Origin of the sequence: Streptomyces sp. NPDC050504, from assembly GCF_044458065.1 — a bacterium.
GTDB lineage: Bacteria > Actinomycetota > Actinomycetes > Streptomycetales > Streptomycetaceae > Streptomyces.
The window spans coordinates 206426-232929 of the sequence record NZ_JBITHO010000001.1 but is presented as its reverse complement, the minus strand read 5'-3'; the positions used below and the strand labels follow the sequence as shown (position 1 = coordinate 232929).

General features: G+C 72.9%; 23 protein-coding genes and 1 tRNA gene. 14 read left to right on the top strand and 10 right to left on the bottom strand.

Annotated elements, in window-relative coordinates; translation table 11 throughout:
- The first annotated feature begins 16 nt into the window (after positions 1-16).
- The 4 genes from ACIBNE_RS00980 (at position 17) to ACIBNE_RS00965 (ending at position 3709) form a co-directional block, all read left to right on the top strand.
- Entirely contained in the window at positions 17-1021 is a 1005-nt protein-coding gene (locus ACIBNE_RS00980) for a proline racemase family protein (RefSeq protein WP_399268055.1), read from the top strand.
- A 128-nt stretch (positions 1022-1149) separates the two neighbouring features.
- A complete protein-coding gene (locus tag ACIBNE_RS00975) occupies positions 1150-2511 on the top strand; it encodes an aldehyde dehydrogenase family protein (protein ID WP_399269989.1) in 1362 nt (453 codons plus the stop codon).
- Between the two features lie 90 nt (positions 2512-2601).
- Complete coding sequence (locus tag ACIBNE_RS00970) at positions 2602-3351, top strand: GntR family transcriptional regulator (RefSeq protein ID WP_399268053.1); 750 nt, start codon at positions 2602-2604, stop codon at positions 3349-3351.
- Positions 3352-3502: 151 nt separating this feature from the next.
- Positions 3503-3709 (top strand): hypothetical protein, encoded by a 207-nt coding sequence (locus ACIBNE_RS00965; RefSeq protein ID WP_399268051.1) that lies wholly within the window; start codon positions 3503-3505, stop codon positions 3707-3709.
- A gap of 8 nt (positions 3710-3717) precedes the next feature.
- Here the strand turns inward: ACIBNE_RS00965 and ACIBNE_RS00960 are convergent, their stop codons facing one another.
- Together ACIBNE_RS00960 and bla are read right to left on the bottom strand one after the other, a co-directional pair.
- On the bottom strand, positions 3718-4584 hold the full coding sequence (locus ACIBNE_RS00960) for a S1 family peptidase (RefSeq protein ID WP_399268049.1): 867 nt from the start codon (positions 4582-4584) through the stop codon (positions 3718-3720).
- A gap of 219 nt (positions 4585-4803) precedes the next feature.
- Positions 4804-5775, bottom strand: coding sequence for a class A beta-lactamase (gene bla, locus ACIBNE_RS00955; protein ID WP_399268047.1), 972 nt, complete (start codon positions 5773-5775; stop codon positions 4804-4806).
- A 136-nt stretch (positions 5776-5911) separates the two neighbouring features.
- Between bla and ACIBNE_RS00950 the strand changes: the two genes are divergently transcribed.
- Positions 5912-6868 (top strand): LysR family transcriptional regulator, encoded by a 957-nt coding sequence (locus ACIBNE_RS00950; RefSeq protein ID WP_399268045.1) that lies wholly within the window; start codon positions 5912-5914, stop codon positions 6866-6868.
- Positions 6865-7767, top strand: coding sequence for a serine hydrolase (locus tag ACIBNE_RS00945; RefSeq protein WP_399268043.1), 903 nt, complete (start codon positions 6865-6867; stop codon positions 7765-7767). Before ACIBNE_RS00950 ends, ACIBNE_RS00945 begins: the two co-directional genes overlap by 4 nt.
- Before the next feature lie 39 nt (positions 7768-7806).
- Here the strand turns inward: ACIBNE_RS00945 and ACIBNE_RS00940 are convergent, their stop codons facing one another.
- On the bottom strand, positions 7807-8286 hold the full coding sequence (locus tag ACIBNE_RS00940; RefSeq protein WP_399269987.1) for an FABP family protein: 480 nt from the start codon (positions 8284-8286) through the stop codon (positions 7807-7809).
- A 259-nt stretch (positions 8287-8545) separates the two neighbouring features.
- Here ACIBNE_RS00940 and ACIBNE_RS00935 point away from each other — a divergent pair, with 259 nt between their 5' ends.
- A complete protein-coding gene (locus ACIBNE_RS00935; protein ID WP_399268040.1) occupies positions 8546-8857 on the top strand; it encodes a hypothetical protein in 312 nt (103 codons plus the stop codon).
- Positions 8858-8924: 67 nt separating this feature from the next.
- The gene (locus ACIBNE_RS00930; RefSeq protein ID WP_399268038.1) at positions 8925-10394 is read left to right on the top strand and encodes an aminotransferase class I/II-fold pyridoxal phosphate-dependent enzyme; all 1470 of its coding nucleotides are present in this window, start codon (positions 8925-8927) and stop codon (positions 10392-10394) included.
- Positions 10395-10403: 9 nt separating this feature from the next.
- Here the strand turns inward: ACIBNE_RS00930 and ACIBNE_RS00925 are convergent, their stop codons facing one another.
- From ACIBNE_RS00925 to ACIBNE_RS00915, 3 genes are all read right to left on the bottom strand, one after another.
- The gene (locus tag ACIBNE_RS00925) at positions 10404-11903 is read right to left on the bottom strand and encodes an MFS transporter (RefSeq protein WP_399268036.1); all 1500 of its coding nucleotides are present in this window, start codon (positions 11901-11903) and stop codon (positions 10404-10406) included.
- Positions 11904-12017: 114 nt separating this feature from the next.
- A complete protein-coding gene (locus ACIBNE_RS00920; RefSeq protein WP_399268034.1) occupies positions 12018-12692 on the bottom strand; it encodes a CE1759 family FMN reductase in 675 nt (224 codons plus the stop codon).
- Positions 12689-13813 (bottom strand): LLM class flavin-dependent oxidoreductase, encoded by a 1125-nt coding sequence (locus tag ACIBNE_RS00915; protein WP_399268032.1) that lies wholly within the window; start codon positions 13811-13813, stop codon positions 12689-12691. The genes ACIBNE_RS00920 and ACIBNE_RS00915 overlap by 4 nt, the downstream gene beginning before the upstream one ends.
- 227 nt (positions 13814-14040) lie before the next feature.
- On the opposite strand from ACIBNE_RS00915, the gene ACIBNE_RS00910 reads away from it, so the two are divergent.
- The 3 genes from ACIBNE_RS00910 (at position 14041) to ACIBNE_RS00900 (ending at position 17014) form a co-directional block, all read left to right on the top strand.
- Positions 14041-15057 (top strand): DUF5954 family protein, encoded by a 1017-nt coding sequence (locus tag ACIBNE_RS00910; protein ID WP_399268030.1) that lies wholly within the window; start codon positions 14041-14043, stop codon positions 15055-15057.
- A 239-nt stretch (positions 15058-15296) separates the two neighbouring features.
- Positions 15297-16529 (top strand): hypothetical protein, encoded by a 1233-nt coding sequence (locus ACIBNE_RS00905; RefSeq protein WP_399268028.1) that lies wholly within the window; start codon positions 15297-15299, stop codon positions 16527-16529.
- On the top strand, positions 16526-17014 hold the full coding sequence (locus tag ACIBNE_RS00900; protein WP_399268026.1) for a hypothetical protein: 489 nt from the start codon (positions 16526-16528) through the stop codon (positions 17012-17014). The genes ACIBNE_RS00905 and ACIBNE_RS00900 overlap by 4 nt, the downstream gene beginning before the upstream one ends.
- On the opposite strand, the gene ACIBNE_RS00895 is transcribed toward ACIBNE_RS00900, so the two are convergent.
- On the bottom strand, positions 16950-19478 hold the full coding sequence (locus ACIBNE_RS00895; protein ID WP_399268024.1) for a tetratricopeptide repeat protein: 2529 nt from the start codon (positions 19476-19478) through the stop codon (positions 16950-16952). The genes ACIBNE_RS00900 and ACIBNE_RS00895 overlap by 65 nt on opposite strands.
- Before the next feature lie 192 nt (positions 19479-19670).
- On the opposite strand from ACIBNE_RS00895, the gene ACIBNE_RS00890 reads away from it, so the two are divergent.
- Complete coding sequence (locus tag ACIBNE_RS00890) at positions 19671-22718, top strand: BTAD domain-containing putative transcriptional regulator (protein WP_399268022.1); 3048 nt, start codon at positions 19671-19673, stop codon at positions 22716-22718.
- Between the two features lie 166 nt (positions 22719-22884).
- Entirely contained in the window at positions 22885-23028 is a 144-nt protein-coding gene (locus tag ACIBNE_RS00885) for a hypothetical protein (RefSeq protein WP_399268020.1), read from the top strand.
- A gap of 103 nt (positions 23029-23131) precedes the next feature.
- On the opposite strand, the gene ACIBNE_RS00880 is transcribed toward ACIBNE_RS00885, so the two are convergent.
- Positions 23132-23219 (bottom strand) — tRNA-Leu (locus ACIBNE_RS00880).
- A gap of 90 nt (positions 23220-23309) precedes the next feature.
- Positions 23310-23813, bottom strand: a complete 504-nt coding sequence (locus ACIBNE_RS00875; protein WP_399268018.1) for a hypothetical protein — start codon at positions 23811-23813, stop codon at positions 23310-23312.
- A gap of 158 nt (positions 23814-23971) precedes the next feature.
- Between ACIBNE_RS00875 and ACIBNE_RS00870 the strand changes: the two genes are divergently transcribed.
- Positions 23972-25327: a DUF2254 domain-containing protein gene (locus ACIBNE_RS00870; protein WP_399268016.1), complete on the top strand. Its 1356-nt coding sequence runs from the start codon at positions 23972-23974 to the stop codon at positions 25325-25327.
- A 16-nt stretch (positions 25328-25343) separates the two neighbouring features.
- Here ACIBNE_RS00870 and ACIBNE_RS00865 read toward each other — a convergent pair whose 3' ends face one another.
- Positions 25344-26438, bottom strand: a complete 1095-nt coding sequence (locus ACIBNE_RS00865; RefSeq protein WP_399268014.1) for a sugar phosphate isomerase/epimerase family protein — start codon at positions 26436-26438, stop codon at positions 25344-25346.
- Between the last annotated feature and the right edge of the window lie 66 nt (positions 26439-26504).

The window sequence follows — 26504 nt, the reverse complement described above, 5'->3', positions numbered from 1 at the left end:
AGAGAAGGAGTTACCCATGCGCACCCGCAACGTCTACCACGCGGTCGACTCGCACACCGAGGGCATGCCCACCCGGGTCATCACGGGCGGCGTCGGGGTCATCCCCGGCGCCACCATGGCCGAGCGCAGGATGCACTTCATCGAGCACCTGGACCACCTGCGCACGCTGCTGATGTACGAGCCGCGCGGCCACGCCTCGATGAGCGGCGCGATCCTCCAGCCGCCGACCCGCCCCGACGCGGACTACGGCGTGCTCTACATCGAGGTGTCCGGGCTGCTGCCGATGTGCGGCCACGGCACCATCGGAGTGGCGACCGTGCTGGTGGAGACCGGGATGGTGCCGGTCACCGAGCCGGTCACCCGCGTCAGGCTCGACACGCCCGCCGGGCTGGTCTCCGTCGACGTCCGCGTCGAGGACGGCGCGGCGAAGTCGGTCACGTTCACCAACGTCCCGGCGTTCAACGTGGCCCTCGGCCGCAAGATCGACGTGCCGGACTACGGGACGGTGACGTACGACCTGGCGTTCGGCGGCAACTTCTACGCGTTCGTCGAACTCGACGACCTGGGGCTGCCGTTCGACCGCGCGCACAAGCAGGAGCTGCTGGCGGCGGGCCTGGCGGTGATGGACGCGATCAACGCCTCCGCCGACCGTCCCGTCCACCCCGAGAACCCGGACTTCGCGGGCGTCAAGCACGTCTACCTCGCCGCCCCCGGCTCCGACGCGCAGCGCTCGCGCCACGCGATGGCGATCCACCCCGGCTGGTTCGACCGCTCCCCGTGCGGGACGGGCACCTCGGCACGGATGGCGCAGCTGCACGCGCGCGGCGAGCTGCCGATCGGCCGCGACTTCGTCAACGAGTCCTTCATCGGTACGGAGTTCACCGGCCGCCTCGTGGAGGAGACGGAGGTCGCCGGCCTCCCCGCGGTGGTCCCGACCATCACGGGCCGGGCCTGGATCACCGGCACCGCGCAGTACTTCCTCGACCCGGACGACCCCTTCCCCGGAGGCTTCCTCCTGTGAGCGGCACCCCTCACGACAGCCATCAGATTCCCGAACGCGGCGACACCCCCGAGAGCGACAACACCCCCGTGAACAACACGACTTCCACGTCCGGCACGACTTCTTCCAGCAGGGCGGGCGCCGCCCGGATCCAGTCGCGCAACCCCGCAGACCCCACCGACCTCGTCGTGGACGTCGCGGCCCCCGGCGCGTTCGCCACCGTGGACGCGGTGGAGCGGGCCAGGACAGCGCAGCGCCAGTGGGCGGGCGGCGGCGCGGCGGCCCGTGCGGCGGCGCTCACGGGCATCGCGGACGCGGTGGCGGGCGCGGCCGACGAGCTGGCCGCCCTCGCGGTGCGCGAGGTCGGCAAGCCGATCTCCGAGGCGCGGGCCGAGGTGGCGCGCACGGTCGCGATCTGGCGGTACTACGCCCAGGCGCCGTACGCGCCGGTCGGCGCCGTGCACGAGTCGGCCGACGGCCTCGGCACGCTGCTGACGCGGCGCCGCCCGCACGGCGTGGCCGGTCTGATCACTCCGTGGAACTTCCCCTTCGCCATTCCGACGTGGAAGGCGGCCCCCGCGCTCGCGGCGGGCAACACCGTGGTGCTGAAGCCCGCGCCGGACGCGACGGCGTGCGCGCTGCGCCTCGCCGAACTGGCCGCGCCGCACCTGCCGGAGCGCGCGCTGACCGTGCTGCCCGGCGGCCCGACCGAGGGCAACGCGCTGACCTCGGCCGCCGACGTGGTCTCGTTCACCGGTTCGACCGCGGTGGGCGGTGCGGTCGTGCGCACCGCGACGGGCCGAGGCGTCCCCGTGCAGGCCGAGATGGGCGGGCTGAACGCGGCGATCGTGCTGCCCGACGCGGACTTCGGCAGGGCGGCGGCGCACATCGCGGCGGCGGTCGCCGGGTTCGCGGGCCAGAAGTGCACGGCGACCAGCAGGGTGATCGCGGTGGGCGGGGCGTACGAACCGCTGCGCGAGGCGCTCGTGGAGGCGCTGGCCAAGACGGCGGTGGGCGACCCCGCGGACCCCGCGACGGCGTGCGGGCCGCTGATCACCGAGGCGGCGCGGGACCGGGCCGTGGAAGCGGTCGCGGGACTGCGGGTCGCGGCCTCGGGCGCGGCACCCGACTCGTCCGGCTGGTTCGCGGCTCCGGTGCTGGTGGAGGGCGTGGCACCGGACCACCGGGTGCTGCACGACGAGGTGTTCGGCCCGGTGGCGGCGCTGCTGCGCGCCGACGACCTGGCGCAGGCGACCCAGATCGCCAACTCCGTGCCGTACGGCCTGGTCACGTCGGTGCACACGGCCGGACTCGACGCGGTGCTCGGTTCGCTGGACGAGCTGGACACCGGGATGATCCGGATCAACGCGCCGTCCACGGGCGTCGACTTCCACCTGCCGTTCGGCGGTGCGAAGGCATCCAGCCACGGATCGCGCGAACAGGGCGCCGCGGCACTGGAGTTCTACACCTCAAGCCGCACCTACACCCTTGGACCCGCATTGGCAACGTGACATTGTACTCTGGTGATCCGCCCGGCCCCGGCAGTTCCGGCACTTCCGACGGGAGACGCGTGTCCGGCGGGTGACGGAGGGAAACAGGCCATGGGGCACCTGAAGCAGAACAACCTGATCACGACCACGGAACGCCTGCGCGACCAGGTCGCCCATGCTCTGCGTGCCGCGCTGATCTCCGGCGAGCTCCGCCCCGGCGAGGTGTACTCCGCGCCGGGGCTCGCCGAGGACTTCGGGATCTCGGCCACGCCCGTCCGCGAGGCGATGCTCGACCTGGCCCGCGAGGGCCTGGTCGAGCCGGTCCGCAACAAGGGCTTCCGGGTCACCGAGGTGAACGAGAAGGACCTCGACCAGTACACCGAGATCCGCGCGCTGATCGAGATCCCCATGGTCGGCCGGATCACGCGCACGGCGGCGCGCGAGGACCTGGAGGTGCTGCGCCCCGTCGCCGAGGAGATCGTGCGCGCCGCCCGCGAGCACGACCTGATCGGCTATCTGGAGTCCGACCGCCGCTTCCACCTCTCGCTCCTCGCGCTCTCCGGCAACGACCGCCTCGTGGAGACGGTCGGCGACCTGCGCAAGCGCTCCCGGCTGTACGGCCTGACCGCGCTGGACGAGAGCGGCAACCTGCTGCCGTCGGCCGAGGAGCACGTCGAGCTCCTGGACCTGATGCTCGCGGGCGACGCGAAGGGCGCCGAGAAGTGCATGGCCCGCCATCTGGGGCACGTGCGGTCGCTGTGGGCGAACAGCGAGAAGGACGAGGCCGAGGCCGCGTCGTCCGCGCGCGGGACGAAGACCCCCGCGAAGCCCGCGGCACGCCGACGGGCGGCGGTGCGCTGAGCCGTCCCGCCCGGCCCCGGACACGAGGGGCCTGCGCCGGGCGGGACGACGGGTACGACGAATCTCCCCGAAAGCCACGAATGCGGCCGAACTAGACTGCTTCGAACGACCGCTCGAAAGACGTCGTGGACGAAGAGCAAGGTGGAGCCGCATGATCGACAAGCCCCGCAACACCCTGGCCGATCTGGCCGTGGCCGTGGCAGCCGTGTTCGTGGTCGGGATGACCGCGCTGCTGCTGCCCGTGCCCAACTGGATCGGCCCGGCGCTCGGCGGGGTCGTCGCCGTGTACGCGCTGGAGGCGCGGCTCGGCCGGCGCCTGACGGACCGGCTGGGCGGGCGCCGCCGGGGGGACGGCTAGCCGGGTCGTCAGGCGGCGGTGCGCACGCCCGTCGTCGCCGTGATCCACGCCAGGGTGTCCGCGCGGGTCACGTCCGTGCCGACCCACGGGTACTTGCCGAACTGGTCACCCGTACCCGAGGGGCCGCCGCCCCCGCGCACGGCCGCGACCTGCACCCAGTCCGTGCCCCGCTTGACGACGATCGGGCCGCCGGAGTCCATGGACGCGGCGGACTGGCCGTCCGGGTTGTCCAGGCAGAAGGAGTAGCCCGGGTACCTGGTGACGATCTCGTTGCCCGCGCAGTCGGCGTCGGGGCGGTAGCTCACGTCGAGCTGCCTGAGCCGCTGCGCGGGCTCGCCGCCGCCGATCGCCGTGATGCCCCAGCCCAGCACGCGCGGGTGCTCCGCGAGGTCCTTGGAGCCGCCGAGCCGCACGGGCCGCGCGCTCGCGGGCGCGGCGCTCTTCAGCCGGAGCAGCGTCACGTCGTCGGCCCTGCCCTCGGCCCCGCCGCCGTAGCGCGGCGCGTAGTCGGGGTGGTCGACGGCCTCCTCGACCTCGATCAGGGTGCCGCCCGACGTCTGGTCCAGCGAGCCGACGCGGACCTTGGCGCCCGCGACGATGCCGCAGTGCGCGGCGGTCAGCACCCAGCGGTCGGAGATCAGGGAGCCGCCGCAGTAGTGGCCGCCGTACTGCTGCACGGAGACGACGAAGGGGTGCTCCCCCGCCACGGCCTCCCGGCCGCCGACGATGGCCTGCGCGGGCGTCGCCGCGGCCAGCACGGCCGTGCCCGTCGCGGCGGCGAGCAGCCCGGTGGCGGAGAGGAGGCGGGAGGCGGACGCCTTGAGCGCGGACGCCTCGAACATGGCGGATTTCGTGGTGAATCGTGTGGTGAACAAGAGAGAGCCCTTGGATCGGCCGTACGGGGAACAGGCCCGTGACGACGACGCTGGCGCACACGTGGCACGACGCCGAGGGGTGGCGTACGCAACCCTACGGCGGCCCCCCACCGGCACGATCCAAGGTATCAACTCAAGATCACCATCGTTTGCCGGGTCCTGTCGGTGCTCCCGGTGCTCTCAGTGCTCCCGGTGCTCCCGGTGCTCCCGGCCGGAGCGCTACGGCTTGTCCAGCGCCCCCGCGACGACCGCCGCCGCCTGCGCGATCAGCTTGTTGTCGTACTCGGCGTCCTTCGTCCCGAGGTTCGACATGATCGAGACGACGAGGGGCGCGGCGTCCGGGCGCCAGACCACCGCGATGTCGTTGCGGGCCCCGTAGTAGCTGCCGGAGCCGGTCTTGTCGCCGACCACCCAGCCCTTGTCCTTCGGCATCCCCGCCCGGATCAGCTCGTCCCCGGTGAGGTTGGTCTTCAGCCACCGCGCGAGCCGGTCCCGCTCGGGCTCCTCCAGCGCGTCCCCGAGCACGAACGCGCGCAGGTTCTCGGCGAAGGCGCGCGGCGTGGTCGTGTCGCGCCGCTCGCCCGGCACCCAGCGGCTCAGCTCGGGCTCCTCGCGCACCATCCGGGTGGTGTCGTCGCCCAGCTCCTTGAGCACGGCGTTCAGGCCCCGGGGGCCGCCGAGTTCGGCGAAGAGGAGGTTGGCCGCCGCGTTGTCGCTGTACCGGACGGCCGCCTCGCACAGCGCGAGCAGGGTCATGCCGGTGTCGAGGTGCTTCTCGGTGACGGGCGAGTGGTCGACCAGGTCGTCCCGGGTGTACTTCACCACCCGGTCCATGCCGCTCAGCTTGAACTTCCGCAGCACGGCTCCGGCTTGCAGGGCCTTGAAGGTGGAGTTGTACGCGAAGCGCTGCCCGGCGTTGTGGGTCACTTCGCGGCCGGTGCCGGTGTCGATCGCGTAGACGCCGAGCCGGGCCCCGAACTTCCGCTCCAGCGACTCGAACCGGGCGGTGTGGGTCCGCGCGGCCGCGTCGGACCCCGTGGGCGCCACGGCCTTCACGGACGACGCGGACGCGTCCTGGGCGGACGCGGCGGCCCGCGCCGACGGCTCGTCGCGCGTGCAGGCCGCCAGCGGGACGACGACCAGCGCGGCGAGCGCCGCGACGAACGCGCGCTGGGTGCGGGTGTGCTGCATGTCCGTACCTCCAGTGATACGACGTGGCGGGTCAGCGCCTGGGCATGAGTGCCTGCACCAGCCTCGCCCCGCCGCCGTCATGCGGTCCAATGCGTCAATGTGCTGTTCCATGCTGTTCCGGCATAGAGTGCCGGGCGTGGACCTGGTGGGAGCGTGCCGCGCCTTCGTCAGCGTCAGCGAGCACGGCAGTTTCACCGTCGGGGCGTCCGCCGCGCGCATGTCCCAGTCGGTGGCCAGCCGTCGCGTCGCGGCCCTGGAGGAGCGCTTCGGCGAGCAGTTGTTCGAGCGGACGTCGCGGCGCGCCGTCCTCACGCCGTTCGGCCGCGACCTGCTGCCTGCGGCCAGGCAGCTCGTCCAGGCGGCCGACGTGCTGCTGCACGAGGCGACGGAGGCGGGGCGCAGGCCGTGGCGGCTCGCGGTGCCCGGCACCTGCTCCACGGCCGGCCTCGCGCGGCTCGTCGCCGAGGCGCGCGGGCACGGCGTCACCCTCGAACTCCGCGCCGCCGACCCGGCGCGGCGCCTGGAGCTGATCCGCTCCCAGCAGGTGCGCGCGGCCCTGGTCGCCGTCGTGGAGTCCGACGCGACCTGGTCCGTGCCCCTCGGCCTCGCCTGCGCCTCGCCGCCCGGCGCGCGGCGCGTCTACCTGGAGACGCTGCGGGTCGGGCGCGGCGCGAGCGGACCCGCGCGGCGCGTCTGGATCCAGCCGGAGGACGACGTGCCGCACATCCGCGACCCGCTGACCCGGCTGCGCGACGCGCTCGGGCTGCGGCCCGCGCAACTGGCCGTCGCGCCCGACCTGGCGACGGCCGCTGCCGAGGTGCTGTGCGGCGACGACCTGTTGCTGTGCTCGCCCGCGCAGGCGGCCGAACTCGCCCTCGAATGGCGGCCGATCGGCGAGACCGCACTCGGCAGGGGCTACGCGGTCGCCACGGCGGCGGACGGTAATCCGCAGCATGTCGAGGCACGCCTGGGCGGGGCGATCGCCCGCTGCCTGGGCGCGCAGCCGGTCGCCCCCCGCCCCCACCCCCGCTCCAACCCCGACTCCGACGGCCCGGCACCGATCCCCGACTCCCGCCCCGGAGGCGCCGAGTGAACTCCGAAGCCCTCCTGCTCGACATGCGGCAACTGCTCCGCGACAGCGGCCTGCGCGGCTGTCTGCTCGTGCGCGACCTGCACACGGGCCGGGAACTCGGCATCGACCCCGACACCGAGCTGCCGTCCGCCTCGCTCGTCAAGGTCCCGCTCGCGCTGGCGACCGTCGAGCGCATCCGCAGGGGCGAGCTGGACGGGGCGACGCCCCTGGACGTACGGCCGGGGCGGATCACCACCCCCGGCCCCACCGGCGTGAGCCGCTTCCGGCACCCGGCGAGGATCGCCGTCGACGACCTGCTCTACCTGAGTACGTGCATCAGCGACGGGGCCGCCGCCGACGCGCTGTTCGAGCTGACGCCGCCCGCCCGGGTCGCCGCGATCCTCGACGAGTTGGGCGTACGCGGCATCACCGTCCGGCACACCATGCGCGAGCTGTCCGACACCCCGGCGGAGCGCTTCGACGCCGCCGAGGCCCATCTCGCCCACGCCCTCGCGATCGACGCCGGGACCGGTGGCCGCGGCCACCGGCTGCCGCAGCTGGACACGACGCGCGCCAACACCGGCAGTGCCCGCGCCTACGTCGAACTGCTCCAGGCGCTCTGGACTCCGTCCGCCGTCCACCCCGAAGTGGCCGCCCGAATACGCGAGTTGATGGCCAACAACATGCTGCGCCACCGCCTCGCACCGGACTTCAGCTCGGACGCGACCACGTGGTCGTCCAAGACGGGCACGCTCCTCAACCTGCGGCACGAGATCGGCATCGTGGAGCACGCCGACGGCCAGGCGTTCGCCGTCGCCGTGCTCACCGAGTCACTGGTCCCGGCGGGGGCGCAGCCGGGCGCGGAGGCCGTCATGGCGCAGGTGGCGAGGACGCTGCGCGACCACCTCAGACAGTTCTGAGAGCCTGCGTCCGAGGCTTCCCACGGCCGCGCCGCGGGCTCAGATCCTCCGCAGCCGCGCGGAGAGGTGGTGCTGGAGCGGCCGGCCGACCGCCGCGAGCTCGTGGACGAAGGTGAGCGTGCCGTCCTCGGCCAGCGCGTACCCGCGCCGGGTGGCGTCGACCTGCTTGGCGGTGGGCGCCAGCGCCACCTCGTGCGTCGCGAGGTCGACCGCGGTGCCGTCCGCGCTGCCGACGGCGATCTCCGCGATGCCGGTGGGCTGGGTGATCAGCGCCTCGACGCGCCCTTCGGGCTGGAGCCGCCACCAGCCGCTTTCGCGGGCCGACGGCCGCAGCGGGGCGCCGTCCGCGTCGAGCAGCCAGGCGCGGGCCTCGTAGCGCAGGAAGGGGCGCCCGTCGTGGCTGAACGTCACCTCCTGGGCGTACGAGAACGGGCCGTCGATCGTCGGGTACTCGCCCCGCCCCAGTCCGTGCCACCTGCCGAGCAGTCCGAGCACGGGCGCGAGCAGCGCGTGCGGCACGGGCGCCGAGTCGGGCCGGACGCTCTCGGGGTACGGATACTCCGCGGGGTTCGCGGAAGCCGAAGGGTCTGCGGGACCTGCGGGGTCTGCTGGGTCTGCGGGTTCGAACACGGTGTGCGCTCCTGGGGAGGAAGGGGGCCGGGCACGGGCCCGGTGCGTCGCTGCCGCACAGCAGCCTAGGCGCCCGAACCGTGACGTTTGGCGTCGGCTCTCCGGGCCACCCGCCGGGCAGCGTCTCAGGAAAGGCGGGGTCGGTCCCATGCCTGTTGTCGTCCTGCTCGTCTCGCTGCTGACACCGGGGCTGCTCCTCGTCACGGTCGTCGGTCTGGGCCACTACGAGGACCGCCTGTTCGGTCCCGAGCCGTCGCGGCTGCCGCCCGCGCGGCCAGGAACGGCGGGGGCGCACCGGGCCCCCGGCCCCCTCCCGTCGCACCGCCCGCCCAGGCGGTCCGGCGCCCGCGCGGCCCGCCCGCGGCACGCCAGGGACCGCGCCGCGTCCCGGGCCCGGCGCAGGACGGCCGCCGTCCGCGCGGCCGGGCCCGGGAGCGGCGGCGCCTCCGCCCAGCCGTGACCGCTCCCCCGCGGCGCCCCTCCGCCCTCCCGGCACTGATCGGCCCCGACCGTGGTACCCGGTCGCCATGGACCACACCACAGCCCCCGTACTGGAAGCCCTCGACGCCTATCACCGGCGCGGCCGCCTGGCCTTCACGCCTCCGGGGCACAAACAGGCGCGCGGCGCCGACGCGCAGGCCAGGCGGGTGCTGGGGGACGCGGTCTTCGCGGCCGACGTGCTCGCGTCCGGCGGGCTCGACGACCGCCGCTCGCTGGGCGGCGTGCTGCGCCGTGCCGAGCGGCTGATGGCCGACGCGGTCCACGCCGAGCACACCTTCTTCACCACGTGCGGCAGTTCGCTCTCGGTCAAGGCCGCGATGCTCGCGGTCGCGGGCCCCCACGAGAAGCTGCTCGTCGGGCGCGACGCCCACAAGTCGGTGGTCGCCGGGCTGATCCTGTGCGGGATCGTCCCGGTGTGGGTGGAGCCCCAGTGGGACGGCGCGCACGCCCTGGCGCACCCACCGTCGGCCGCCTCGTACGAGAGCGCCTTCGCGCGCCACCCCGACGCGCGCGGCGCACTGGTCACCAGCCCCACTCCGTACGGGAGTTGCGCGGACCTGGGCGCGATCGCCGACGTGTGCCACGGCCGTTCGCGCCCGCTGATCGTCGACGAGGCGTGGGGCGCGCACCTGCCGTTCCACCCCGAGCTGCCCTCCTGGGCGGTGGACGCGGGCGCCGACGTCTGCGTGACCAGCATCCACAAGATGGGCAGCGGCCTCGAACAGGGCTCGGTCTTCCACTTGAGCAGCGGGCTGATCGACGTGGCGGCGCTGCGGTCCCGGGCCGATCTGCTGGGCACGACCAGCCCCTCCGTACTGATCTACGCGGGCCTCGACGGCTGGCGGCGCCAGATGGCGCTGCACGGCGAGGAGTTGCTGGGCCGGGCGCTGGAGCTGGCGAGGGACGTGCGCGCCGAGATCGGGCGGATCGACGGGCTGCGGCTGTACGGGCACCGGGACCTCGCGGGCCCCGGTCTCGCCGCCGACACCGATCCGCTGCCGGTGCTGATCGACGTGTCGGAGCTGGGCACCACCGGTTACCGGGCGGCGGACTGGCTGCGCTCCCACCGCTCCATCGACCTGCACGTCGCCGACCACCGCCGCATCGCCGCCCAGTTGACCCACGCGGACACCCCCGCGACCGCGGCGGTGCTCCTCGACGCGCTGCGCGACCTGGTCAGCCACGCGGGCGAGCTGTCCGGCGCGCCGACCGTGGCCGTGCCCACGCCGCGCGAACTGAGGCTGGAGCAGGCGTGCGCGCCCAGGGACGCCTACTTCGGCCCGGTCGAGGACGTGCCGCCGGCCGAGGCCGCGGGCCGCATCGCCGCCGAGATGGTGACGCCCTATCCGCCCGGCATCCCGGCGGTCCTGCCCGGCGAGCGCCTCACGGAGCCGGTGATCGCGTACTTGCGCACGGGCATCGGCGCGGGCATGAACGTCCCGGACGCGGCGGACCCGCGGCTGCGCACGCTCCGAGTGTGCGCCCGGGACCGCTGACCGCTCCGGTCAGGCGCCCCCGGCCCGGTCCCCGTCGCGGGTCGGCTCCGCCGAACCCGTCTCCGACAGGGGCCGGGCGACGTCCTCCAGGGACCGTCCTTCCGCCCGTACCGCGCACACCGCCGCCACCAGGCCCGCCGCGCACATCAGGGCGGCGCCGAGCCGGAAGGCGAGAGCCGTGTCCCCGACGACTCCCGAACCGGTCAGGTCGGCGAAGACCAGGGGACCGCTGATGCCGCCCGCCGCCGTGCCGATCGCGTAGAAGAAGGCGATCGCCATGGCACGGGTCTCCATCGGGAAGATCTCGGAGACCGTGAGGTACGCGCTGCTGGCGCCCGCCGACGCGAAGAAGAGGACCGCGCACCAGCAGGCCGTCATGGTCGTCGCGGTCAGCCCGCCGCGGTCGAAGAGCCATGCCGTGCCGAAGAGCAGGGCGCCGGAGAGCAGATGGGTGGCGGAGATCATGACACGCCGCCCGACCGTGTCGAAGAGCTTGCCGAGGAGCAGTGGCCCGAGGAAGTTCCCCGCGGCGATGACCGCGAAGTAGTAGCCCGTGTGCCCCGCGGGGACGTCGAAGAAAGTGGTGAGGACGGCGCCGAAGCCGAAGGTGATCGCGTTGTAGAGGAACGCCTGGCCGACGAAGAGGGAGAGCGAGAGCACCGCGCGCCGGGTGTGGTCGCGGAAGACGGTCCTGGCGATCAGCCCGAAGCCGATGCTCTTGCGCTGCTCCACGGTGATCTCGCCCGCGGGCGGTGCCAGCGGTTCGCCCTTCTCCTCCTCGACCTTCCGTTCCACGTCCGCGACGAGGTCGCGCGCCTTGTCCTCGTGGCCGTGGAGGAACTGCCAGCGCGGGCTCTCGGGGACGTTCCGCCGCACCAGCAGGACGGCCAGGCCGAGCACGACCCCGAGCGCGAAGGCGAGCCGCCAGCCCACGTCCTTGGGGAACAGTCCGGTGTCGAGCATGACGACGGAGAGCAGCGAGCCGCCGACCGCGCCCAGCCAGTAGCTGCCGTTGACGACGAGGTCGACGCGGCCCCGGTACGCGGCCGGGACGAGCTCGTCGATCGCGGAGTTGATCGCCGCGTACTCGCCGCCGATGCCGAAGCCGGTCAGGAAGCGGCAGCCGAAGAACCACCAGGGGCTGAAGGAGAGCGCGGTCAGCGCGGTGGCGGCGAGGTACACGGCGAGGGTGACCATGAAGAGGCGCTTGCGGCCGTAGCGGTCGGTGAGCCGTCCGAAGAACAGCGCGCCGGCGCAGGCGCCCGCCACGTACAGCGCGGCCGCGATGCCGGTGACCTGCGCGGAGGTGATGTCGAGGCCGCTGCCGTCCTCGGAGAGACGGCTCGCGATGTTGCCGACGGTGGTGACTTCGAGCCCGTCCAGGATCCACACGGTGCCCAGGCCGACGACGATCGTCCGGTGCCAGCGGGACCAGGGGAGCCGGTCCAGGCGGGCGGGAACGTCGGTGGTGACCGTACGGGCCTGGGCGGCCGGGGTGAGCGGGGTCATGGCGTGCGGGCTCCCTCCGCGCGGCGGACAGCGCCGCGTACCCCGTACGCGGCGGTCCACTCCCCGTAACGCCCCACACCGCCCGCACCGCCCCACCCGCACCGCCCGCCCCGGTCACCGCACGCGCAGCTCCGCCAGCTTCTCGGCGAACGGCACCACCGTGAACCCCGTCTCCTCGTCGACCGAGGTGATCGCCCCGGTCAGCGAGCGCGGCGCGATGGCCGCCGCGGTGTCCACGTCGGGGTGCGCGGCGTCCCCGGTCGCGCGGTCGGACGCGTCGGAGCGCCCCAGGAACCGCGCCAGTTCGGCACCGGCCCGCTCGATGCGCTGTGCGAGGCCGTCCCCGCCCCAGTCCTCGGACGCCGCGTAGACCGCGGTGGGCAGGACCAGGGCCCGCAGGTAGGTGAAGAGCGGGCGCATCGCGTGCTCGGTGACCAGCGAGTGGCGGGCGCTGCCGCCCGTGGCACCGATGAGCACCGGCTTGCCGGTCAGCGCGTCCTTGTCGATCACGTCGAAGAACGACTTGAACAGTCCGCTGTACGAGGCCGAGAAGACGGGCGTCACGGCGATCAGCCCGTCCGCCGCCGCCACCGCGTCGAGCGCGGCGGCCAGCCGGGGCGCGGGGAACCCGGTGACCATGTGCTGCGCGATCTCCGCCGCGAGGTCGCGCACCTCGACGACCTCGACTTCGGCGGGGACGCGCGCCGCGGTCGCGGCGGCGATGCGGTCGGCGAGCAGCCGGGTGGACGAGGGGGAGCCGATCCCCGCGGACACGACGACGAGCTTCATGCGGCACTCTCCCCTGACGTGGCGCTCACCACGGACTTGTCGCTCTCCTCGGACTTCGCGGCCACGCGCGCCGCGTGCGTGGGCGCGTCCGGCACGTTCGCGGCGCGCAGGTTCGCGAACTCCTTGCGCAGCACGGGGACGACCTCCTCGCCGAGCATGTCGATCTGTTCCAGGACGGTCTTCAGCGGCAGCCCCGCGTGGTCGACCAGGAACAGCTGGCGCTGGTAGTCGCCGACGTAGTCGCGGAAGGACAGGGTGCGCTCGACGACCTCCTGCGGGGAGCCGACGGTCAGCGGGGTCTGGGAGGAGAACTCCTCCAGGGAGGGCCCGTGCCCGTAGACCGGCGCGTTGTCGAAGTACGGCCTGAACTCCCGTACCGCGTCCTGGGAGTTCTTCCGCATGAACACGTGGCCGCCGAGCCCGACGATCGCCTGCTCGGGGGTGCCGTGCCCGTAGTGGGCGAAGCGCTGCCGGTACAGGTTGACCATCTGCTTGGTGTGGGAGGCGGGCCAGAAGATGTTGTTGTGGAAGAACCCGTCTCCGTAGTACGCGGCCTGCTCGGCGATCTCCGGCGAGCGGATGGAGCCGTGCCAGACGAACGGCGCGACGCCGTCGAGCGGGCGCGGGGTCGAGGTGAAGGACTGCAGGGGCGTACGGAACTTGCCCTTCCAGGTCACCACGTCCTCGTCCCAGAGCCTGCGCAGCAGCGCGTAGTTCTCCACGGCGAGGTCGATGCCGTCGCGGATGTCCTTGCCGAACCAGGGGTAGACGGGCCCGGTGTTGCCGCGCCCCATCATGAGGTCGACGCGGCCGTCCGCGATGTGCTGGAGCATCGCGTAGTCCTCGGCGATCTTCACCGGGTCGTTGGTGGTGATGAGGGTGGTGGCGGTGGACAGCAGCAGGCGTTCGGTGCGGGCGGCGATGTAGCCGAGCATGGTCGTCGGCGACGAGGGCACGAACGGGCGGTTGTGGTGCTCGCCGGTCGCGAAGACGTCGAGCCCGACCTCCTCGGCCTTCAGCGCGATGGCCAGCATCGCCTTGATGCGCTCGTGCTCGGTCGGCGCGCGACCGGTGGTGGGGTCGGGGGTGACGTCACCGACGGTGAAGATTCCGAACTGCATGGCTGCTCACCTTCCACAGTTAATTAAAGTTTCAACTTCATCTGTCGGAACAGTACCCCCTCGCCCCCTATTCCCGGACCCCGCCCCCTCGTCCAGCGCCCACCACACGGCGCCCCACAGTCCGCAACGCGACCGAAATGGACCGTTGAATCCCCCTCTGATCGCAACTTTCGATCACTTGTGGCCTTCCGGGGAGCCCCGCATCGACACGCCATCACACTGTGCGCATGGCCGACCACTGGAAACTGCAGCTGAAGCAGCTGCACGCGGACCTGGTGCTCCGCGACAACCCTGTCGAACTGGTGACCGAGACGGATGCCGCCTCGGCCTCGTACCGCTTCCCGAACGTCGCCTTCAGGGGCCCACTCTTCGGCCTCGCCGCACAGGACCCGGCGGTCGGCCCCGAGTGGCGGGTGGTGGCGGCGGTGGTGGACGGGGCGCCGCAGACGGTCAGGGACGACTTCAACTCCACGCTCTGGTTCCGCGCCAGGGACGACACGGACGACCCGGCGGTGCGCCGCGAACTGCTCGCCGCGGTCGCCGTCCTCGAACGCGAACCGGTCGACGAGCTGGAAGTGCTCGGCGTGCGCTACCGGGTGGTGCGCGCGGATGAGTTCGCCAGGACCGGCGAGGACGGCATGGAGCCGCCGCGCCCGACCGACAGGGAGCCCGCCGTCCCCTCCTGGAAGCACGAGGGCGCCAGGACCGTCGACGTGGGCCACGTCCTGTCCCCCGCGATGAAGGGGATCGGCCCCATGGCGGGCGCCCTGAAGCTGGGGCTCAGGGACTTCAGCTACGCCGGCGACCAGTTCCCCGACGAGGTCCGCGCCGACTCCGAGGCGGCCGTGTCGACCCACCCGGGCATCGCCATGCTGCCCGTCGGCTTCCGCGTGACGGAACGCGGCACGCGGGGCTGGCGTCCCGTGGGCGCCCTCTCCGCCACCCCGCACGACGCCAGGCGGGGCCTGTACGAGGGCATGACGCTGGCGTGGCCGCTGCTCTACGGGTTCGACGAGGAGACCAAGGCCGAACACCTGCGGGCAGCCGAGGAGTTCAAGGCCAAGGGCCGCGCGAACGAGCTGAGCGTGGGCGGGAGCGTGTACCGCGTCAGCCGTGTCGAACGCCTGGTCCGCATGGGCCCCGACGGCCCGGAGCCGCCCCGCCCTTCGGACGTGGACGAGTACGGTCCGGTGAAGATCCACCCCCGCATGGACGAGGACGGCACGGTCCACCGCGACGAGTGACTCCGGTCTGGCCTGGCCCGGTCCCGGTCTGGCCTGGCCTGGCCTGGCCTGGCCTGGCCTGGCCTGCAAGGGTCCTGCAAGCCCGGGGCAAGCCTCCCGTCCCCCGCCCCGGGCAGACCCCGGGTCAGACGGACCACGGGTCCGTACGGCACTCAATCCTGGGGGAAAAGATGGCCGTAGAGATCGAGAGAACCACGTCCGGACGTCCCACGCGGCGCGGGGGCGCACAGTGGGTGACGATGCCCGGCTGCAAGCGGGTGCTGTTCGTCGTGCACACCGAGGTGTACGGGATGCGGCTGCGCGACCTCCTGCCGCTGCTGGAGTCGGACCTGCGGCTCCAGGTCGACTTCACGATCGCGCCGCACGCCTTCAACTCCGGCGCCGAACGCTCGCTGCGCTCGCTCGGCTGCACGGTGCTGCCGTGGGAGGAGGCGCTGCGCATCGACTTCGACCTGGTGCTGGCCGCCGGGTCGCAGGGCGTCGACCGACTGCGCGGCCCCCTGGTGCGGCTGCCGCACGGAGCGGGGCACAACAAGCTCTCGCGGCTCGCGGACGACCGGGACGGGGACGGCGCGGCCGACGGGAACGGCACGGCCGACCGGGACGCGGGCGCGGGCGTGGGCGCGGGCGCGGTCCGCACGGTGGGCGGGCTGGGCCGCAAGTACCTGATGCGGGACGGGCGGGTCGTCCCCGCCGCGGTGGCACTCGCCCACCGCGACGAGCTGGCCACGCTGGAGCGCCACTGCCCCGAGGCGCTGGGCATCGCGTCGGTGGTCGGCGACGCGAGCCACGACCGGCTGGTCGCCAGCCTGCCGATGCGACAGCGCTTCCGCGCGGCGCTGGGGCTGCGGCGCGGGCAGAAACTGATCGTGGTCTCCTCCACGTGGGGACTCGGCTCGGCGTTCAACCGGCTCGACGCGCTGCTGCCGAGGCTGTCGGCCGAGCTGCCCGCGACCGAGTACCGCGTCGCGGTGCTGGTCCACCCCAACGTCTGGTCGGGACACGGCGGCTGGCAGGTCCGCTCGTGGCTTTCCGGGGCGCGGCGCCAGGGCATCTCCCTGGTCCCGCCGACATCGGACTGGCGCTCGCTGCTGATCGCCGCCGACTGGGTCATCGGGGACCACGGATCCGTCCCGCTGTACTCCACGCTGACCAGGGCGACGATCCTGCTGGCCCGCTTCCCCTCGGAGGACGTCGACCCGGGGTCGCCCGGCGCGGAGCTGGCCCGGGTCGTCCCGGCGCTCTCGCCCGCCAGGGCGCTGCCGGAACAACTCGCGTACGCCCGCGCGGAGCGCCCGGTCGCCGAGTACGCGCGCATCGCCCGGCGCATCTCCTCCGAGCCCGGCAGGTTCGGCCGCAACGCCCGGCGGCTGATGTACGGCCTCCTCGGAATCGGGGAACCTGCCTTCGCGCCCGAACTGCCGCCGCTCCCCCTGCCGACGCGCTGGGACGTGGCGGAGGCGCACTCATGAGGGAACCGGTGATCGTCGACGCGGACGGCGGGGCGAGCGAGGCCTGGCGGCAGTGCGCCGACGTGCTGTACGGCAGCCGCCCGCGTCCGGCCGAGGCGGCGTCCGCGTGGCCCGGCCGGCTGCTGCGCCGCTACCCGGGCTGCCTGCTCGCGGCGGCCGCCAGGACCGACGGCGGCTGCGCCCTGGCGGTACGCGGCGGCACGCCGACCGTCCTGCCGGGACCCGACGGCACGGGACCCGGCAGGACGGTGACCGACAGCGCAGGACCCGCTGGCCCGGGACCCGACGGCACGGGACCCGACGGCACCAGACTCGCCGACACGGGACTCGCCGACACAGGACCCGGCAGGACGGTGGCCGACGGGATGACGCCCCTGCTGTCGTTCTGGTACGCGTTCCTCGTCGGCGCCGCCCGCGAGATCAGTGCGGCCCCGGACCGAGTCGGCGCAGACGGTCCCGGATCCGCTCGGCGTCCACGTCGCTGACCGGGGCGTAGCGGGCCAGGGACCGGGTGTACCAGTCCCTGGCCCCCTCCGCGTCCCGCCGCTCCTCGGCGCACTCCCCGAGCAGTTCGAGCACCTTCCCCTGCCAGTGCACCGAGCCGGTCGCCTCGAACTCTTCCAGGGCCTGGCCGAGTTGTTCGCGCGCGAGGTCGTACCCCGTGCCGTCCGGCGCGAGCTGCGCGCGGCCGAGGAAGGCCAGGGCGCGGGCCGCGTCGTAGGGGTCGTGCACGTCGAGCAGGTCGGCGCGGGCCCTGACGAGGTGGGGCAGGGCGTCGGCGCGGCGGCCCTCGGCCAGCGCGACGTCGCCGAGGCAGATCCGGGTGAGCGCGGCCCCTCTGCGGTAGCCGATGGCCTCGCGCAGTTCGAGTGCCTGTCCGAAGTGCAGCGCCGCGGGGGCGAGGCGGCCGGCCAGCCGGTGCGACTGTCCGATGCCGTGCAGCGCCTGTGCCTCGGCCTTGCGGTCGCCGTCCTCGCGGGCGCCTTCGAGTGCCTGGCCGAACCACTCGACGGCCTCGTCGTGGCGGCCCGCGTTGCGCAGCCCGCCGCCGCCCGAGGTGAGCATGCGGCTGACGGCGGGGCGGCTGCCCGCGCGGCGGGCGGCGGCGAGGCCGATCTCGTGGGCCTCTATCCACAGGTCGTACGGGCGCAGCCGGAGGAACAGGGGCCACATCGCGTCGGCGAGCTGCCAGGCGGTGTGGTCCCAGCCGCTGCGCGCCGCGGTGCGCAGCGCGGCCATGAGGTGGGCGCGCTCCGCGTCGAGCCAGCGCAGGGCGCCCGCCGGGTCGGTGAACGGCGGCTCCGGGGTGAGCGGCGGCTCGTAGTCCCTGGCGAGGGTGCGGTGGCTGGGGGTGAGCAGGGCCTCGGCCGCGGTGGCGGTGTGGAGGTAGAGCTCGACGACGCGCCGGACGGCGGCCGCGCTGTCGGCCGGGGTCTCGCTGCGCGCGGCGAGCAGTCCGGCGTGGACCTTGACGAGGTCGTGGAAGCGGTAGCGGTCGAGCCCTGTACGGAGGTCGGGGCCGAGGTCCTCCAGCAGGTTCACCTCCGCCAGTTCGTCGAGCAGCCTGCCGCCCTCGTCCTCTTCCACGGCGCAGGCAGCGGCGGCGATCGGGGCGTTCAGCAGGGGGACGGGCGACAGGCCCAGGCGGCGGTAGCCGCGGGCGAGTTCGGCGGTCAGCAGGCGGTACGACTCGTCCAGCGCGCCGCGCACGGCGCGTTCGCCCGCGACGCGCAGCGTGTCCAGGGCCCGTTCGCCGTCCCGGCCCAGTGCCCCGGCCATGGCGGCGAGCGGCTGGCGGGGACGCGCCGCGACCCGGGCGGCGGCGACGCACGCCGCGAGCGGGAGTCCCGCGCAGGCCTCGGCCAGTTGTCTGGCCGCCTCGGGCTCGCGGCTGACGCGTTCGTCGCCGACCCTGCGGCGCAGCAGTTCCACGGTGTCGCGCGTGGAGAACGGGTCCACCGGCTGGAAGGAGGCGCCGTCCACGCCAAGACCCGTCAGCCGTCCCCTGCTGGTCACGACGACCAGGGCGTGGTCGGTCCCGGGCAGCAGCGGGCGGACCTGCGCCGCGCTGACCGCGTCGTCCAGCAGGACGGCGATCCGGGACCCGGCGGTGACCGAGCGCCAGAGGGCCGCCGCCTCGCCCAGTTCCACGGGGACCCGGGTGATCCCGAGCGACCGCAGGAACTGGCCCAGGACCTCGCCGGGGGCGGCGGGGCCGCCGGGTGCGTGGCCGAGGAGGTCGGCGTAGAGCTGTCCGCCGGGGAAGTCGTCGGCGATGCCGAGGAGCCAGCGGCGCGCCAGGGTGGTCTTGCCGACTCCGGCCGGGCCGTTGACCACGACCATCACGGGCCGTCGGCCCACGTCGGGCACGAGCCTTTCGAGCTCGCCCAGTTCACGTTCGCGGTTGGTGAAGTGGGCCGGGATGCGGGGTATTTGGCGGGGTGCAGAGGAGCCAGGGCTTCCGTTGGCGCCTGATGGATCCGTGTCCTGCGGGGCGGGGGCCGACGGGGCGGCGGGAGCCTGGTGGATGTGGATGCCGCCGTGGACCTCCTGGGCCTGGATGACCGGCCCCGACACGCGCGACCCGCTGACGGTGTTGTCGACGCGGTGCGTCGCGGAGGGGACGGCGGGTCTCTCTGGGGCGGGAGAAGCGGGAGCGGAAGAAGCGGGAGCGAAGGACGCGGGGCGCGTGGCGAGTTCGAGCCACGCGTGCAGTTCGTCGGCCAGGGCCGGGTGCCGCCGCGCCTGTTCGACGAGGGCCAGGGCGAGCGCGTCGGCGCGGTCGGTGTCGCCCGGTTCGGCGCCCGCCTCCGTCCACTCGCGCCAGCGCGCGGCGGTCGCGGGGTCGCCGAGGGAGCGCACGATCCCGGAGAGGTGGCGCCACAGGCGCGGCCGTTCGGGGGCCCCGGCCAGGGCGGCGCCGAGTTCGGGAGCCGGCACCCGGTCCATTGATCGCCTCCCCCGCGACGCCCCGTGTCTGGCGCTATCTACCCGACATCTGGTCGTTCTAGACCGCGATCTTTCGAAAGAGGCACTTTGAGCCAAGTAACTAATCAAGAAGCTTCACTATTTGAATGATTTAGAGCACGTGCGAATCTTTGAGGTCACCCAGTGATACGGAAGCGTCGAACGGGGGCACTGATGGATCCGAGAATTCGCGTCCTGGGACCCGTCGCGCTGCACGCCGACCCGGGACGCGAGATCCCTTTGGGCTCGCCCAAAGAACGCCTGATGCTCGCGGCCCTCGCCGTCGCGGTCGGCCGCCCGGTCTCCCTCGACACCCTGGTCGACCGCCTGTGGGAGGACGCCCCGCCGTCCAAGCCGCGCGCCAGCGTGCACGCGTACGCCACCCGGATCCGCCAGCGCCTGGAGGACGCGGGCGGCGGACGGATCGTCCAGCGGGCCCGTACGTACACCCTGGAGATGCCGCCCGAGTGCGTGGACTGCGTCAGGTACCAGTGCTTGGCCGAGCAGGCCCGCGCCCTGTGCTGCGACGACGAGGACACCGCCCTGGCCCTGCTCGTGGAGGCGGACGCGCTGTGGCGGGGCGAGCCGCTCGCCGGGCTGGGCGGGCTGTGGGCGGCGCAGGTCAGGGCGAACCTCGGGGAGCGGCGGCTGGCCGCGGCACTGACCAGGATCGGGATCCAGCTGCGCAAGGGCCTGTTCGCCGAGGTCGTGCCCGACGCGACCGAACTGCTGGACGGCCACCCGGACGACGAGACGCTCGCGGGCTGCCTGATGACGGCGAGCTACGGCTGTGGACGGCAGTCCGACGCGCTGCGCGTCTACGAGACCCTGCGCCGCCGCCTGCGCGAGGAGCACGGCACGAGTCCGGGGCCCGCCCTGGCCAGGCTGCACGGCCTCATCCTCGACGGAGCCCCCGTACGGGACCTGCTGACGCCGTCGGAGGCGACCGCGAACGCCCCAAGCACCCTGCCGGCCCACGCCGAACTGGTCGGCAGGAAGGAGGAGTTGACGTCCATCCTCCAGGCCGCTCCCGGCACCCCGACCGTCGGGGCGGTGCTCGCGCTGCAAGGCATCTCGGGCATGGCGGGCGTCGGCAAGTCCCTGCTGGCCCTGCACGCCGCACGCGTCCTCGCACCCCGCTTCCCCGACGGCCAGATCCATCTGGACCTGCGTTCCCACGCGCCCGGCCTACAGCCGCTGACCGCCAGGGACGCGCTCACCGCACTGCTGCGGACGTTCGGCGTCCCCGCCGCCGACATTCCCGACGACCTGGACGGGCTCACCACCCTGTGGCGCACCCTGCTAGGCGCCCGCCGCGCCGTCGTCGTCCTGGACGACGTGTCGGGCCCCGAGCAGCTGCGGCTGCTGCTCCCCGGCGCCTCGCCTTCCCTGATCATCGTCACCAGCAGACGCGGGCTGGCCGGACTGCCCGGCGTGAAGCCGCTGCTCCTGGACGTCCTGCCGCCGGCGGACGCGGTCGCGATGTTCCGAAAACTGACGGGTCCCGATCGCGCCACCCGTACCCAGGAGGTCACCAAGATCGTACATTTATGCGGATATCTCCCCCTGGCCATCGAGCTGGCCGCAGGACGTCTGATCTCCCGCCCCTCCTGGACCACGGCCCATCTGCTGCACCGACTGACCCGGGGACCGGGCCGCCTCCGGGAAATTCACACGGGCTCGCGAGAGATAGCTCGGGCGTTCGCAGTCTCTTATCGAACGCTTTCCGATGAAGAGCAACATGTGTTCCGACTCGCCGGACTCCAACTCGGTCCGGATTTCGACGTGTTCGCGATGGCCGCACTCACCGGACTCCCGACGGAGCGGACGGAAGCCGTTCTGGAGACATTGCTCGACGCCCACCTCCTCCGGGAACCGACGCCCGAGAGATACGCTTTCCATGATCTTATCGGGGAGTATTCCCGGACCCTTACGGCAGCCGAGGACACCGCCGAAGAGCGCGAAGCCGCCCTGCGCCGACTGATCGATTTCTATGTACGGGCCGCGGCGGAAGCGGACCGGTTGATCAATCCGCGGCGACTGCGGCCCGGGGTCGCCCGCTCGGCCGCACACGCCCCGAACCGGCCGGGCAGGCTGTGGGACAGCGCCGCGTCCGCCCGGCTCTGGCTCACCGCGGAGCGGACCGCGCTCGTCGCGGCGGAACGTCACTGCCGCGGCAACGGACGCCCCCGCGAAGCGGCGCTGCTCGCCGGGTCCCTGGCCGCGTTCCTCGACGAGGAGGGCTACTCGGCGGAGGCCCAGCAGATGCACTCCGCCGCCGCCCGCCACTGGCGTCTGACCCGAGAACCGCAGGCAGAGGTCCACGCACTGCTCGACCTGGGCAACGCGATGTCGCGCTGCGGCCGGTACGAACCCTCGATCGGCCACGCCCGGCGGGCCCTGCGGATGACCGAGGAGACCGGTGACGTCGCGGCGAAGACCGAGGTGCTGCACCTCCTGGGTGTACTCCACTGGAACCTCGGCCGCCTGACGGAGGCGCTGGCCCACCAGAACGAGACCCTGGAGCTGCGCCGCCGGGCGGGCGACAGGCTCCAGGTGGCCAGAAGTCACAACAACATGGGAATTACACAGCTATACCTCGGAAACTTCCCGGCGGCACTGGAGAACTTCAATGCGGCACTCGCCGGATTCCGAGAAGTCGGAAACATGCAGGAGGAATCGAGCACACTCAACAACATGTCGGACCTCAGTCTGCAGACGGGCGACAAGGAATCAGCCCGCGAACTCCTCCGCGAAGCCCTCGATCTGCTCAAGAATTCCGACACCCCGACGCGCCGGGCCATCATGCAGATAAACCTGGCGAATACCATGAACTCCCCCGACGACCTGAATCAGATCATGGACCTCCTACGGGATTCCCTTTCTTCCTTCCGCCGCACGGGCGACCTCAGGAACGCGTCCATCACGTTGCACTCCATGGGCCGGGCCCTGCACGCGGCGGACCGCTGCCTGGAAGCGGCGACGCACCACCGACAGGCCCTGGAGCTGTCCCGAGGCATCGGCGCGGCCCACGAACAGGCACAGGCGCTCCACGGTCTGGGAGCGGCGGAGCATCGGCTCGGACAGACCCGCTCAGCTATTTGGCATATGACAGAGGCGATTTCAATAGCCGAGCGAATAGGCGCGGCCCCCGAGGCGGCACTCGCCCGCGCCGACCTCGCCGCGATCCGGGAAAGCGGCGCCACCGAGGCCGGGCCCTGAGCATCTGATTCGACGCTCTACCACAATTGCTCCGACCCGCATCGACCGACTTGCCTTGCCGGGCCCTCATGCCATTGAATTACCGAACGCAGCGCTGCGCATCAGATCAACGTTCAGAACTCGCGCAAGGAAATTCCGTATGCCCAGCAGAGTCAAGAAAAACCTGGTGTCCGCAGCCACAGCCCTGGCCTGCATCCCGTCGATACTCACCGGGATCGAAACCCTGCACGCTCCCAAGGCGCATCCGCCGATGACGGCCGCCTCGCCCACCACCGGCCAGCACGCCGACGCGGACACCGACCGCGCCTAGGACACCCACCCCACCGGGGAACGCGCCGCCGTCCACGCACCGCACGGCGGCGGCGCACATACGCCGACAACGCAAAAGACCCCAGATGAACTGGGGTCTCAGCTGGTGTCCGAGGGGGGACTTGAACCCCCACGCCCGATAAAGGGCACTAGCACCTCAAGCTAGCGCGTCTGCCATTCCGCCACCCGGACAAGGTGTCTGTCGTTCGCGGGGTGTTCCCCGCGGCGACAGATGTAACTCTACCAGGGGTTTGAGGTGCTCTTCACCTGCATATGCGGAGGTCAGTGACCACTCGCCGCCTTGTTCGCGTCGATCCAGTCCGCGTCGTACTGCCAGGCGTACAGAGTGCTTCCGTCCGTGTACGCGTAGTACAGATCGCAGCGCATCGACGCCTTGGACGTGGTGTTCTTCGGGAACCAGGGCGCTTCGACGCCCGGCTTCGGCAGTGCGGTGGCCTGCTGGTGGGGCTTGCAGGTCGGCGGGAGCGCCTGGAGTCCGGCCGCCGGGAGCGTGGCCTTCAGGAGGCGGTCGCCCCCGGTGGTCTTCATGCCGTACTCGACGTCCTTCGCGTCGTCCGGCAGCCAGCGCGGGACCGACGCCCGGTCCTCCTTGGCCTTCGCGCCCGTGGCGTACGCGGCGAACTCGTCGTGGCGGCTGTCGTACCAGTCCTTGACCGCGGGCACGGCGACGACCGCGGCGAAGGCGAGGGCCACCAGGGCGCCCGCGGCGGCGAGGACGACGTTCCTGGTCGTGCGGGGGTTCGTGCGGGACTTCGTACCGGACATGGGGCGGCCTTTCGGAGCGCGGGAAAAGTTGGGGTGCTTTCATCCTCCTCGGGCGATTACCGCTCATTCGTCGCTCCGAAGGACCAAACCGGGTACTACTTCGGGCTCACGGGGCGTCGCGGACCCCTACGGGGACGGCCCCGCTCTAGCCTCGCCGCGTGAGCCTCCCGAACGCCCCCCACGGTTCCGCCCGCCCCCGGCTCCCCCGGTCCCACTGGGCCCGCAGGGCCCTGCGGCCGCGCAGGCCGCTGCGGCTCTCGCCGCTGCGCGAGCACCTGCGGGACACCTTCTGGTTCGCGCCGACCGCCGCGATGGCGCTGGTCGTGGCCGCCTGGTGGCTGGCCTCCCTGATCGACTCGGCCCTCGTGGAGTCGCTGCGGAGCGACGGCGACTACGACGCCCTCACCGATCTGATCGGGATCGCGGACGACGCCAAGACCATCGTGACCACCGTCAGCTCCGCGATGATGACCTTCATCGGCGTCGTCTTCAGCATCTCGCTCGTCGCCGTGCAGATGGCCAGCGGGCAGTTCACGCCCAGAGTCGTGCGGATCTTCGTGCGCAGCCGGATCACCAAGCTGACCTTCTCCGTGTTCCTGGCGACGTTCCTGCTGTCCCTTCTGGTCCTGGCCGCGTACGACGGGGAGACCGACCCGCGGCTCGTGACCACGGTGCCGTTCGTGCAGAGCATGCTCACGCTCCTGATGGTCGGGACGAGCCTGCTGCTGTTCGTCGCGTACGTGAACTCCACGCTGCGGCTGCTGCGCGTCAGCCACGTCATCGACCGCATCGCCCTGGAGTCGTACCGCGCCCTCGCCACCATGCCCTTCTCCGAGCACGAGCCGCCGGAGCCCGGCCACGTGAGCGAGGTGATCACGTACCGGGGGCGCGCCGGCGTCCTGCGCGACGTGAACATCGCGCAGCTCGTGGCGGCCGCGCGGCGCCGCGGGGTCGTCCTGCGGCTGCTGCCCCGCATCGGGGACTTCATCGGCCCCGGCACGCCGGTCTTCGCCGTGCACGGCGGCACCGGGCCGCGCCGGTACGCGCTCTCCGTCGGGGTGGACCGCACGTTCCACCAGGACATCGGGTTCGGTCTGCGTCAGCTCTCCGACATCGCGCTGCGCGCGCTCTCTCCCGCGGTGAACGACCCGACCACCGCCGTGCAGTGCCTGGACCGCATCGTCGCGTTCCTCGGCTCCCTGGCCGACGTGCCGCTGGGCGCCGTGTCCCACACCGACCGGAAGGGCGAGGTCAGGCTGGTGCAGGAGCTGCCCGGATGGACGGACCTGGTGGATCTCGGGATCGCCGAGATCCGGGGGTGCTCGGCGGGGAATCCGCAGGTCAGCCGGAGGCTGATGGCCGGGCTCGACGATCTGCTGTCGCTGGTGCCCGCCGAGCGCCGAGCGCCGCTGGAGCGGCACAGGGCGCTGCTGCGGCAGGCCGTCGAGCGGGACGTGCCGGAAGCCGCCGACAGGGAGTTCGCACTGGTGTCCGACCGGCAGGGCATCGGGTGACCGGTGGGCGGGCCCGTCAGCGGTCCTTCTCGCGCAGTGCGTGCAGGTGCGCACTGGACTTGCGGGCGAACGCGAAGGAGGAGACCGGGTTGTCGTGCTCGGCCTGCCAGTGGTGGTCGCGCCGCCCGCCGTGCGTCCTGGTCACGGCGGAGATGAACCGCTGGTAGTCGATGTCGCCGTCACCGACGTCGACCATGCGGTAGCCGTCCCTCGTCGTCTCGTCGTGCTCGCCGTCCTTGACGTGGAAGAGCGGGTAGCGGTCGGGCTGCCGCAGGACGTAGCGCAGGGGGTCGAACGGCGCCGGAGTGCCGTCGGCTCGCCGGGAGAAACGGTACTGCGCCACATACGCCCAGTAGACGTCCATCTCCAGGAACACCAGTTCCGGGTCGGTCTCGGCGAGCAGCACGTCGTAGAGGCGGACGTCGGGGCGGTCGGTGGCGAAGGAGAACTCCTCGGCGTGGTTGTGCTGGTAGAAGCGCATGCCGCGCTTCTTCGCCTCGGCGCCGTACCGGTTGAAGTCCTCGGCGCACCGCTTCCAGCCGTCGACGGTCGCGCCGTGGCGCCAGGGGCCCGACGCGGTGCCGATGTGCTTGAGGCCGAGGGCCTGTGCGTCGTCGAGGACCTTGGTGAGGTTCTGCGCGAAGGTGTACGCGCCCGGGTCGCCGTCGGAGTGGTAGCCGACGTGGCTGCCGATGGCGCGCAGGCCGTTGTCCCTGGTCAGCCGCTTGAGCTGGGGCAGGGTGAGGGGGCCTGCCGAGCCCTGGGTGTAGCCCGCGTACTCGACCTCGTCGTAGCCGTACTTGCGCAGCTCGGCGAAGACGGCGGCGAAGCCGAGGGTGCCGACCTTGTCGCGCAGGGAGTACAGCTGGATGCCGAGGCGGCCGGGCGGCAGGACGGGGCGGCCCCGGCCGTGAGAGGGGGCGGTCGCGGGGGTGGCGGTCGCGGGGGCGGCGGGCGCGGGGGCGGAGGCGGAGGCGGTGGCGGACGCCGGGGTCGTGGCCGCGCCGATGAGGGCTGCGGCGCCCGCCCCCGCGGCGACGCCGAGCATGCCCCGGCGGGTGATTCTGCTGGTCAGCTCAGGGTCGGGGGTGGCGGCGTACCTGCGGCTCATGCGGGCTCCTGGGGTCGGGTGGGACGGCCGCGGGTGGGCGGCCGGGGGCGTTGTCAGTGGGGCGTG